9 protein-coding genes are annotated in these 11732 nt (G+C 55.3%); 2 read left to right on the top strand and 7 right to left on the bottom strand.

The window, feature by feature from the left end:
• Nucleotides 1-3: 3 nt before the first annotated feature.
• Both KI379_RS10635 and KI379_RS10630 read right to left on the bottom strand, forming a co-directional pair.
• Complete coding sequence (locus tag KI379_RS10635; RefSeq protein WP_244879248.1) at nt 4-564, bottom strand: MarR family winged helix-turn-helix transcriptional regulator; 561 nt, start codon at nt 562-564, stop codon at nt 4-6.
• Nucleotides 565-894: 330 nt separating this feature from the next.
• Complete coding sequence (locus KI379_RS10630; protein WP_212983526.1) at nt 895-2121, bottom strand: aminotransferase class I/II-fold pyridoxal phosphate-dependent enzyme; 1227 nt, start codon at nt 2119-2121, stop codon at nt 895-897.
• Nucleotides 2122-2279: 158 nt separating this feature from the next.
• On the opposite strand from KI379_RS10630, the gene KI379_RS10625 reads away from it, so the two are divergent.
• Nucleotides 2280-3485, top strand: coding sequence for an MFS transporter (locus KI379_RS10625; protein ID WP_212983525.1), 1206 nt, complete (start codon nt 2280-2282; stop codon nt 3483-3485).
• A gap of 32 nt (nt 3486-3517) precedes the next feature.
• Here the strand turns inward: KI379_RS10625 and KI379_RS10620 are convergent, their stop codons facing one another.
• The 5 genes from KI379_RS10620 to KI379_RS10600 all read right to left on the bottom strand — a co-directional run bounded on the left by KI379_RS10620 (nt 3518) and on the right by KI379_RS10600 (nt 9575).
• Nucleotides 3518-4357 carry a helix-turn-helix transcriptional regulator gene (locus KI379_RS10620; RefSeq protein ID WP_212983524.1) on the bottom strand — a complete coding sequence of 280 codons (840 nt, stop codon included), beginning with the start codon at nt 4355-4357 and terminating at the stop codon, nt 3518-3520.
• A 131-nt stretch (nt 4358-4488) separates the two neighbouring features.
• Nucleotides 4489-5478, bottom strand: a complete 990-nt coding sequence (locus KI379_RS10615; protein ID WP_212983523.1) for a quinone oxidoreductase family protein — start codon at nt 5476-5478, stop codon at nt 4489-4491.
• 97 nt (nt 5479-5575) lie between these two features.
• Complete coding sequence (gene dnaA, locus KI379_RS10610; RefSeq protein WP_244879365.1) at nt 5576-6904, bottom strand: chromosomal replication initiator protein DnaA; 1329 nt, start codon at nt 6902-6904, stop codon at nt 5576-5578.
• Nucleotides 6905-7226: 322 nt separating this feature from the next.
• Nucleotides 7227-8417, bottom strand: a complete 1191-nt coding sequence (locus KI379_RS10605; protein WP_212983521.1) for a cytochrome P450 — start codon at nt 8415-8417, stop codon at nt 7227-7229.
• Between the two features lie 345 nt (nt 8418-8762).
• The gene (locus KI379_RS10600) at nt 8763-9575 is read right to left on the bottom strand and encodes a helix-turn-helix domain-containing protein (RefSeq protein WP_145134158.1); all 813 of its coding nucleotides are present in this window, start codon (nt 9573-9575) and stop codon (nt 8763-8765) included.
• 137 nt (nt 9576-9712) lie between these two features.
• On the opposite strand from KI379_RS10600, the gene KI379_RS10595 reads away from it, so the two are divergent.
• Nucleotides 9713-11683 carry a glycoside hydrolase family 127 protein gene (locus KI379_RS10595; protein ID WP_244879247.1) on the top strand — a complete coding sequence of 657 codons (1971 nt, stop codon included), beginning with the start codon at nt 9713-9715 and terminating at the stop codon, nt 11681-11683.
• Nucleotides 11684-11732 lie beyond the last annotated feature (49 nt).

The following is an 11732-nucleotide window of genomic DNA, read 5'->3' as shown; positions in this document are numbered from 1 at the left end:
ATTTTAATATGAAATAAATCGGTTCGGTCTCTGCGCTGCCTTCCGGTGGCTGGGAGGCTGCTCCTCGGCGTTCTCCGGCGGATGCGCCTGTTTCAGCACGGCTTCGGCAAAGCCTTCCAAATGCTCGTAGAGTTTTTTGAAATTCACGATTTGTTCCTCTAGTTCCTTGGCCGTAAAGCCTTCAAAGATGCGTTCAATCATGTATGTACCTGCGTCCCGGTTGCGTGCAAGCATGTCCCTGCCCTTATCCGTAATGTCCAGGACAACCGATCTGCGGTCGGTCTCCAGGCGCTTTCGCTGCGCGAAACCGAGCGATTCCAGCTTGTCGCAAACAGCGGTCACCGCGCCTGTGGTGAAATCCAGCCGTTCGGCCAGATCCCCGAGCTTCTGCTCGCCTTCATGCAGAATCGCGTTCAGCACGAGCATCCCGGGAAGGGACACGCCTTCAATCGATACTTTGTCACGTTCCTTGACGAATCTCCGAACCAGCCTGCGAAAATGCCAATCGGCTTCCTCCATCAGAAGCCACTGCTTCTCTTCCATATCTCTCCTTTCACCGTTCATCAACCACCACCATTGCTCTCCCCATGGAGTAGCGGTCATCCGCATCAACGTGCCTGTTGATATACAAAAAGGCCCCCGAATGCCATTGCCGCAAGAAGCGGTATGGATTACAGGAGCCTTTGGTGGACCAATCGGCTGATATTTAGTTTAATGTTAAAATAATGACCATTCATTAAATGAATGCTAATCGATTTCCTTGACGTAAGATTAAACCAATTATTCTCACCTGTCAAGTAGGAATTAAAAATCAATTTTTGTTTTTCATCAATAAACAAATACACCCTGCTCACAAGAGCAGGGTTGTTCTGTCATGGCCCGGTATGCCACATGCTATTTCGTGTTTCCATGCATCGTAATAAATTGTCCGATCCGGGCGGCCGCTTCACGCAGACGCGCTTCCTCCTGAACAAGGGCGATCCGCACATAACCTTCTCCTTCCGAACCAAATCCGTCCCCGGGGATCACGGCCACCCCTGTGGCGATCAGCAGCTCCCGGGCAAACTGCCGGGAACTCCAAGGCTCAGCGCCTTCCAGGAAAGCTGCCGGCAGCTTCGCCCAGGCAAACATCGTCGCCTTCGGCTTGGGTACGACCCAGCCCTCCCGCGCGAGCGCATCGATCAGTGCGTCCCGGCGGCGTTCGTACAAACCGGCCACCCCGGCAGTGGACTGAGAGGGGTCCATCGCCTGCTCCAGCGCGGCGATCGCTGCCGTCTGGATCGGTCCGAAGACGCCGTAATCGATGTTGTTCTTCAGCTCCAGCAGCGAAGCGAGGACATCGCGGTTCCCGGCAAGAAATCCGATCCGGCAGCCCGCCATATTAAAGCTCTTGGAGAACGAATGGAACTCGACTGCCGTTTCGATTGCACCTGGAGTTTCCAGAATGCTTGGCGGCCGGTAACCGTCAAAGCCCATTTCCGAATAGGCCAGGTCATGAACGATCAGCACGTTCCATTTTCGAGCCAAGGCGACAAGCCGTTCAAAGTACGACCGGTCCGCCGCTGCCGCAATCGGATTACCTGGGAAGTTCAATAGGATAAATACCGCCTGCTCCCAAATTTCGTCCGGGATGCTCTCCAAATCGGGAAGGAAATCATGCTCCTCCCGGAGCGGCAATTCATATGCCTTCACGCCTGCAATGGCCAGCGAACCGGCATAAATCGGATATCCCGGATTCGGGACGATCGCCAGGTCGCCGGGATTGCAGATCGCCTGGGCCAAATGCGCCAGCCCGTCCTGCGAACCCATAAGGGACAGCACTTCCGCCTTCGGATCCAGGCGCACATTGAAGCGATACTCCATCCATGCGACACATTTCTCCCGGAACGCATCGCTGCCCGCCGAGCCGGGATACGTATAGTTTTTTTCGTTAAGCACAGCTTCGCTTAGGGCCCGGCGCACCGCCTCCGTGGGTCCGAGATCCGGGCTGCCGATGCTTAGGTCAATCAGGTCACGACCGGCCATTTCGGCTTCTTTCTTCCAAGCGGAAACCTCTGCAAAAATAGAGGAACCTAAACGCGACAGCTTATCGGCGCGCCAAGGTCTGGTTGCATGATTCATCAAATCCGTCCACCTGCTTTTTCCTTTCATTATAGCATGGTTTTTAAGCGAGGCTCCCCTACCTTCTAGCACCGTTCGACAATTTTTTTATTGACTTGAAAAGCCTTTCATCCTGTAAGATCAAAGAAAAAAACAGACATCCAGGAGAAGAGAGAACCATGACAACTAAAAAAGAAACCATTCTGATCTTTGCCTTCACCTTTGCCGCGTTCGTGCTGGGGACGACCGAATACGTTATCGTCGGCCTGCTGAAGGACATCAGCGTCAGTTTGGGCGTATCCCTGGCGGCCGCCGGCATCCTCGTATCCAGCTTCGCCATCGCTTATGCGGTCGGCACACCGTTTGCCGTCAGCCTCTTGGGACGCATCCCCCGGCATGTGACCATATTGTCGGGCTATACTGCCCTGCTGGTGCTGAACGCCATGACGATTTTCGCCGGCAATTTCGCCCTGATGTTTGTGATCCGGGTCATCACAGCTATTTTGTGCGGGTTGACCTTGTCACTGTCCATTGCCGCGGCCAGCGAACACATCCAGGCTTCCCGCCGAGCAGGCGCTGTCGCATGGATCATCGGCGGCTTCTCGATCGCCAACGTCCTGGGCGTGCCGGTCGGCACCTATATCGTCCAGCTGCTCGGATGGCGGGCGGCATTCATCGTCACCTCCGCGGTGGGCATCATTCCGCTGTTCATCATCGCTTCGGTTCTGCCGAAAAGCGATACCGTCAGCGTCAGCTCCATGAAACAGCAGTTCGCCTTGTTCGCAAACCGCCGCATCCGGATGGCTTTCTTGATTCCGGTGCTCGGCGTGGGCTCAGTCTTTATCGTCTATACCTATATCACACCGATTCTTGAGAACGTACTCGGCATTCCAAAGCAGTGGACAAGCGCGGTGCTGCTCGGTTATGGCGGCCTGACGATCCTGAGCAATTGGATCGGAGCCAAGGTAGCCGAAGGGGATTCGAGGTCCAAGCTCAAAATTGTATTTATCGTTCAGAGCCTGATGATGCTGGCTCTTGCCCTGACCCTGAGCTTCACCTGGGCTGCCGTTCTCTGCCTGATGCTCATCGCCTTGTTCTCCTACGCCCTGAGCGCCGCCGTTCAGCTGTATCTAATCGATCTCGCAGACGCATCGGCCGGCGGGTCCAAGGACTTTGCCTCGACCCTGATGCCGGTGGCCTCCAACCTAGGCATCGCCTGCGGATCCCTGCTCGGCAGCCTGGTCGTCGACAGCATCGGTCTGGCTTATTTACCGTGGGCGGCACTGGCTTTTTCGATCGGTGCTTTTGCCGTAACGGCCCGCTGCCATCAGCTGGATCAAGAGCATTTGAGCATCGGAGCTGCCGCCCGGATTCACACCATGTAGCCAACTTAAAAACGCCGCAGCCGGTCGTCCGGCTACGGCGTTTTTTGTGCGTCCAGATCCAGCTTCTCCTCAGTTCCGGTTCCGGCCAGCGGAGAATAGACGCAGCAGTGCAGGTCTTCATTGCCATTAATATGGGCAAACGTGTTGATTTCAAAGGATAACGGACCAAGGTCCGGATGGTTCAGCACAAATGGCTGCACCTGCTTCTCCCGAACATCGTGTGAATCCCAGAGCGCCGCAAATTCCGGGCTTTCTTCGGACAACTTCTGGGCAAACGCCTCATACCACGGGTCCCCCTTTGATTGACCATGGTAGGCGCGGAGAATGGCGGCGCTGTATGCGGCAAACTCCTCCCAGTTCACGACGCGTTCTTGTAAATACCGATTCATAAAGATGGACCAGACCATGTTGCGGCCCATGACCGGATCTTCAAGAAAGTCATACAACAGCCGGGGAGCCTGGCGGTTCCAAGCCATAATTTCGGTCCGGCGGTTGACCAAGATGGCGGGATAGTGCAGCTGATCAATGATTTTCTGCAGTCCCGACTCCAGTGGCGGAACGGCAGCCGGCGCGGACCAGTCCGGAAGATCGCCGAATCCCGCCAGCCGCATGACATGCAGCTTCTCGTCAGGAGACAGGAGCAGCGCCCTGGCGATGTTCTCCATGACTTCCCGTGAAGCAGCCACGTCTCTCCCCTGCTCCAGCCAGGTGTACCAGGTAGTGCTGACATTAGCGATTTCCGCCACCTCTTCACGGCGAAGTCCGGGAGTTCTTCTTCTGCCGTATCCCCCGCTAATCCCGACGTCCGCCGGCTGAAGCTTTTCCCTGCGCGATTTTAAAAATTCCCCGAGCAGATTCCGGGTTTGCATCATTGAAGCAGCACCTCCGAGATGTACATCGTTCCATAAACTCCACGATTCAAATGATACCATCCCTCCCGCCGTAAAAGAAAGCCTCCGCTCCGCGTTCAAGCGGGCAAGAGGCTCATATAAAAAGCTGGGGCTCATCCCATCTGCAGCACCAGTTTGCCCGTCGTTTGGCCGCTTTCGAGCAGACGATGCGCCTCGGAGGCGTCCTCCATCGGGTAAATGCCGTGCACCTCCGAGCGGACCTCTCTGCTGGCGAGCAGCTGCAGCGCTTCCCTGGCCGCCTGCCCGACGGCAACCGGATCATACATGGCATACGCCCCCAAGTTAAAGCCGGCGATGCTCTGGTTGCCGAGCCAAATCTCGTTGCTCTGATGCGCCAGTTCGCCGCCGCTGGCGTTGCCCAGAGCGACGATTTGCCCCAGCGGTCGCAGGAGCTCCAGGCTGCGTGCCCTCGTCTCGCCCCCAACCGGGTCAAATACGGCGTCGACCCCCTGTACTCCCGCGATCCGCTTCACTTCGTTCACAAAATCGGAGCGCAGCAGCAGTTCGTCGTATCCGAGTGATGCGGCCAGCTTGATTTTATCCGGCGAACCCACCGTCCCCAGCACCTTCCCAGCGCCAAACCGCTTGGCGATTTGCCCCAGAAAGCTGCCGAGTCCGCCTGCGGCGGCGTGAACCAGCACCGTGTCTCCCTGCCTCATCCGGTTCACCTGCTTGACCGCGAAATAGGCAGTCGTCAAGTTGACAATGGAGGCTGCCGCTTCGGCCATATCGAGGTCTCCTCCAAGCGAATCGAGCGGAACCGTAAGCTGCGGCGTCACTCTGGCCTGTGTAGCGTATCCGCCAAGCTCAAGCAGCTTCATGGAAGCGACCGGCTGGCCGATTCGGAACCCTTCAACGCCGTCCCCGATTGAGCGGACGTATCCGGACACCTCAAGCCCCGGAATCACCGGAAACGGAAACAGCTCCGTAAACCCGCCTTTGCGGATCAAAATATCCACGAGCCCTACGCCTGCATACGCCACGTCCACGATCATTTCCCCGTATCTTGGCTCAAGATCCGGCATTTCCCTGACCTTAAGCACTTCAGTTCCGCCTGCTCTTTCAATGACCATTGATTTCATATAAAGAACCTCCCTGGTAGATGGTTTATGCCGTTATCTTACCAAGGAGGGTCTGAGGCAGACAGGTTCAGATTATACGGGTATAAAAAATAACAGGCTACACGCGCGGTTGGATGCGGCTTTTAATGTTCTCGGACAACCGGCTTACGATTTGATGAATCTCCTGGTCCTCACGAATAACCGAGGCGATTTTTTCATGGGCGTGGATGACGGTCGTATGGTCCCTGCCGCCAAAAGCTTCCCCGATTTTGGGCAGCGAGTAATCGGTCAGCTCCCTGGACAGATACATGGCGATTTGCCGGGGAAAAGCTACTGCCCTTGTCCGTTTCCGTGCTTTAAAATCCTCGATGCGCAGACCATAATAATCTCCCACCCGCTCCTGGATGTCCTGGATCGAGATCATTTGGGGACGCGACTGCGAGATCATATTTTTTAATGCTTCGGCTGTCATATGCACGGTGATGTCCTGATTCACAAGCGAGGAATAAGCGATGACGCGGATGAGAGCCCCTTCGAGCTCACGGACGTTCGTATGAATATGGCTGGCGATGTATACCATCGCTTCGTTCGGAATGTCAAGATGCTCCGCCTTCGCCTTCTTGCGCAGAATAGCGATCCGGGTCTCCAGATCCGGGGGCTGAATATCCGTGATGAGTCCCCATTCAAAGCGGGAACGCAGCCGTTCCTCCAGGGTGGGGATTTCCTTGGGCGGACGGTCGCTGGAAATGATGATCGCCTTCCCCATTTCTTTCAGGGCGTTGAAGGTATGAAAAAATTCTTCCTGTGTCTGCTCCTTGCCGGCGATAAACTGGATGTCGTCGATCAGAAGCACGTCGATGTTGCGATACTTGTTACGGAAAGCTTCGCCGCGGTTGTTCATGATGGCATTGATAAACTGGTTGGTGAACTTTTCGGAGGATAAATAGAGCACCTTCGCCTGCGGATTGTGCTCCAGCACGTAGTGGCCGATCGCCTGCATCAAGTGGGTTTTACCCAGGCCGACGCCGCCGTACAAAAACAGCGGGTTGTACGCCTTGCCCGGCGCCTCCGCTACAGCCAGTGCAGCTGCATGGGCAAAACGGTTGCCGAGTCCGACGACGAACGTTTCGAAGGTGTATTTTGGGTTCAGCATGGCGGCAAAAGCCGGATCGTTCAGGATATTATCCTCTATAAGGGCAGCCGGTTCGGGTGATGCGGATCTTCTCTCGGTCTCCAGCTCATCCTGGGTAATGATATGAAGCTCCGGCTGAGCATCCATGCATTCGCGAACCGCTGTCAAAATGAGCTTGGTATACCGGTTCTCCAGCCATTCCTGCGTAAACGTGTTGGGCGTGCTGATCGTCAGGACGTTATCCTGCAGACTGACGGCCTTCGTCGATTTCAGCCACGTATCATAGCTGGGCTTGCTGATCTTCTTTTGAATCATGGTCAGGACCTGGTGCCACAATTCTTCGACTTGCCTTTCCACGGGCGCTCAACTCCTTATACTTCGGTAAAACGAAATGATCATCCCGGCGGGCTTACGCAAAAAGGCATCCGTTCTTCCCTGCAAATGCTGTTCCTGGAACCATCGCAGTAAAGGGATGCCTTAGATCATCATGCTTATGTACAAGCTGCTATTTTCTATTCTAGCATATCCGGGAGCCTCCAAGAAATATGGACAACTCCCGAAAATGGGAATCCGTCAGTTCCCTATGCCGGTTATGCTCTCTGAAACAATGCAGGAGCACTCCTAAGGATACCTGACTCTATCTGCGGCTCATCTCAATCGGATAATTTTTGACGCCGAAGACAAAGGAGCTTTGGATCGGCTGAAGTTCAGCGTCCGCCGCTCTGCGTAGATCCTTGAACCTGTCGAGGAGCGCCTGAAACGCAATTTTCCCTTCCAGCCTGGCCAGTGGAGCCCCAAGACAGAAGTGGATACCGAAGCCGAACGTCATATGCGGGTTCGGTTTGCGGTCCAGACGGAAGCCGTCCGGGTCGTCGAACCGGGACTCGTCTCGGTTGGCGGCCCCAACCCAGGAAATGACCTGCGCTCCCTGCTTAATCGTATGCTCTTCGATTTGTACCGTCTCCGCAGCTTTGCGACCGATCGCGATGATCGGCGGGTAATAGCGAAGTACTTCTTCTATAAAGGAAGGTATGAGGTCCGGCGCTTGATACAGCTGCTCCTGCAGCTCTGGTCTTTCGGTCAACACGCGCACGCCATTCGTGATCAGGTTCGTCGTCGTCTCGTTTCCTGCAGCCAGCAGCAGCACGCAGAAGCTGATGATATCCCTTTCCGACAGCTTCTCTCCTTCGATTTCAGCGTTCAGCAGTGCAGTTACGAGATCCTCCTGCGGCTCCGCAGCCCGCTGCGCCATAATTCCCTTAAAATACTCGGACAGCTCTCCCATCGCTTTCATCCGCTTGTCGGTAATCCGCTGGAATGCTTCATCCGTGAGGTCGTCGGCACTTTCCACCAGAATATCGGACCAGTGCTTGAACTTGTTCCGGTCTTCTTTCGGAGCACCCAGCAGTTCGGCAATGACGATGACCGGCAGCGGAGTGGCGAATTCGCTGGAAATATCCATAGATCCATCCGTTACCGAATCTAGCAGCTGCTCGGCGATGGCCTGGATGCGGGGGGTCAGCTCTTGGATCGCCTTGGGCGTAAACGCTTTGCTGACCAGGTCGCGCATTTGCTTATGCTTGGGCGGATCCATAAACAGAATGGAGCCGCCTGCGCCTGCTCCACGCTCGGAGGAGAATGTTTTCGGATCCTTCAAAATGCGCTGCACATCTTCATAGCGGAAGACGTCCCAGCAGTTTCGGCTGCTGTCGTAGCGCACCGGCGTTTCTAGTCTAAGCTGGCGGAGGGTATCAAAGGGATATAACATTCGGTCCGGGGTCGAAACCTCGGCCATGTTCAGCATGTTGGCGTATTTTTCCTGGATCATCGAGTTCAAATCCTTTCCTCAAGTATCGTGCAATCGTGTGCAAATTCTGCTGCATATACTTATGCAGGTTCTTCTGAAGGCCGTCGTTCACGATGTTTCGCAGTTTACAAACAACGGTCTAAAAAAATGATAGCACGATTCAAATGGGAGTCTCGACTTACCCAGGATGTATTTTTGGGAGGTACTAAAGCATTACATGCAGCTCTATTCGTACGGATGATCCGGATGCAGACACGGCCAAAAGGGCCAAATAGTTTGTGTTACCCAAAAAAACAGAGTCCGGAAGAATCAATTTCCCCGCGAAGCCCTATTGGCCGGCATCCAGGGGACCGATGTCATCGATCCCTACGTCTTGTTCAGACGCGTTGCCGAAAACGCCTGACGGTACTCCGTCGGAGTAACGCCGGACAGACGCTTGAACCATTTAATAAACTGCTTGTCGTCTTCGATGCCGACCCTGTCCGCAATTTCCTTGATATGCAGCTTGCTCGACACAAGCAGCTCCCTTGCCGCTTCCAGCCGGATCCGGTGAATATAATCCCTGAGCCCCGTACCGAATCTCTGCTTGAACATCCGCGACAAATAGTTGCGGTTATACCCCATGTGCATCGCGACCCGGTCGACGGACATATGCCTCTCGAGGGCATGAAGCCGGGTCCATTCCAGCAGCTCCGACAGCCGGGGGTCCATCGCTTCGGATGCGCCCGCATCCTGCAGCTGCTCCGCCAATTCAATCAGCAGCGACGTCAGAAAATAGTCTCCCGCCTGCTTCAGCCGGTATCCTCCGCTCGCCGCGTGCAGAAGCTGTCTGGCCAAAATGTGAACGCGGCTCGGTTCCGGGCAGTGTGCATAATGAGGTATGGCCCCGTCCGGCTCTCCGCCCGTCTCCGGAGGAAGCAAAAAATGAAACCAGTAAAATGAAACGCCGGGGGAAGACAGCCTGTATCCGCGATGCTTCTCCCCAGGCCGCAGCAGGAGCATGTCCCCTGCCTTCACTTCGTACAGCTGGCCGCCGGCTTCGAGAAAAACCACTCCCGCTACACCGATAATCAGCTCATAATCGGAAATGGTCCGTTCCATATGGGACCAATCCTCATCGCTGACAAATTGTCCACCCATCTGGAGCTTGTAAGGTTGTTGTAGATAAATAGGCAGCATGACAATCCTCCTGCTCGTCTGTAAAAATCAATTTAGTGGGCTAATGACACTTTTTATGCACGTTCCACTACCGACAATCCTTGGCTTGATTCGATATGATAAAGCTGCAGATGATGATGTTAGGAGTGAACGAAAACTTGTCTACCAAAAATGCGCCAACCCATCCACAGCCGCTTGATTTGAAATCCGTCCGCATCACCGACTCCTATTGGTCCAATCATGTGGATCTTATCAAGCATACCGTGATTCCCTACCAGTGGGAAGCCCTGAATGACCGTGTTCCCGATGCTGAACCCAGCCATGCGATCCGCAACTTCCGGATTGCCGCAGGACTCGAGGAAGGAAGCTTTGCCGGATTCGTGTTTCAGGACACCGACCTGTATAAATGGCTGGAAGCGGTCGGGTATTCGCTCGCCCAATCCCCGGACTCCGATCTGGAAAAAGTCGCCGATGAAGCGATCGATCTGATCGGAGCCGCACAGCTGGAAGATGGTTACCTGAACACATACTTTACGATTGACAAGCTCGACCAGCGCTGGACCAATCTGATGGACTGCCACGAAATGTATACGGCCGGCCACCTGATCGAAGCAGCGGTCGCCTATTTTTACGGAACAGGCAAAACCAAGCTTCTCGACATTGCACGCAAGATTGCCGACCATATCGATGACCGTTTTGGGCCGGAAGAAGGCAAAATCCGGGGTTACGACGGTCACCAGGAAATTGAGCTTGCCCTGGTCAAGCTGTACCATGCTACAAGCGAAGTTAGATACCTGAATCTAGCCGGCTTTTTGATCGATGAGCGCGGGCAGAAGCCGAATTTCTTTGAGGAGGAATTTGAACGGCGGGGCCGGATTTCGCACTGGGCACCCGGTGTCGTTCAGAAGGATCCTGTAAATCTTGCATACCACCAGGCGCATAAGCCGGTGAGGGAACACGAGGTCGCGACAGGCCATGCGGTGAGAGCCGTCTATATGTATACGGCCATGGCCGACCTGGCTCTGCTTAAGGGAGACAACGCTTTGCTGGAAGCCTGCCGCTGCTTGTGGGACAACATCGTGCAGAAGCAAATGTATGTCACAGGCAGTATCGGATCCACGCATCACGGTGAGGCTTTTACGTTTGACTACGACCTGCCGAACGACACAAACTACAGTGAGACCTGCGCATCGATCGGCCTGATCTTTTTTGCCCAGCGGCTGCTTCAGAATGAAGTGAAGGGCGAATACGCCGATGTGATGGAGCGTGCGCTGTATAACACCGTAACCGCAGGAATTGCCGGCGACGGCAAGCATTATTTTTACGTGAACCCGATGGAAGTGTGGCCGGCGGCCAGCGAAGGCAATCCCGGCAAGCGTCATATCAAGCCGGTCCGGCAAAAATGGTACGGCTGCGCCTGCTGCCCGCCAAACGTGTCACGCCTCCTGTCTTCACTCGGTCAATACATTTATTCGGCGAGCGACGAGGCACTCTTTGTGCATCTGTATATTGGCAGCCAAATCAGCCACGAGGTGGCCGGCCGCAGCGTTCAGCTGGACATGGAAAGCCGTTTGCCTTGGGAAGGCCAGGTTCGCCTGAAAGTGCAGGAAGCGGACGGCGCGGGTGACTTCACGATTGCACTTCGTCTTCCCGGCTGGTCTGCTGAAAGCGCGGTCCGCGTGAATGGCCAGCCTGCCCAGTATGAGCTGCGTGACGGCTATGCCTATATTCACCGGGACTGGCAGGCCGGTGACGTAGTTGAGCTTGAGCTTGATATGCAGCCGCGGCGAATCTACGCCCACCCGAACCTGCGCGCCAGCAGCGGAAAGGTTGCGCTGCAGCGCGGCCCGCTCGTCTACTGCCTGGAGGAGACCGACAATGGAGCACCGCTCGCTTCTCTAAGTCTGCCGGCAGATGCCGAGCTGCAGGTCGTCACGGACGAATGGCGCGGCGGCGTCGCCGTAATCGAGGCGGATGGCCTTCGCAACGGCACGCCGGCGGAAGCGCCGAACGATCTCTACAGCACGGTGCGGCCGCAGCTGGAACAGCAGCGCCTTCGGGCCGTCCCATATACGCTATGGGGCAACAGGGAGCCGGGCGAAATGACGGTTTGGATTCGCGAAAGCTGATGTTCATCAACTTGCCGCAAGAAGGCAATGCAGCATAAAAAAAACGCTC

The sequence above is a fragment of the Paenibacillus cineris genome (genome assembly GCF_018333335.1).
Classification (GTDB): Bacteria; Bacillota; Bacilli; order Paenibacillales; family Paenibacillaceae; genus Paenibacillus_AQ; species Paenibacillus_AQ favisporus.
This window is presented reverse-complemented; position numbering and strand designations above follow the sequence as displayed.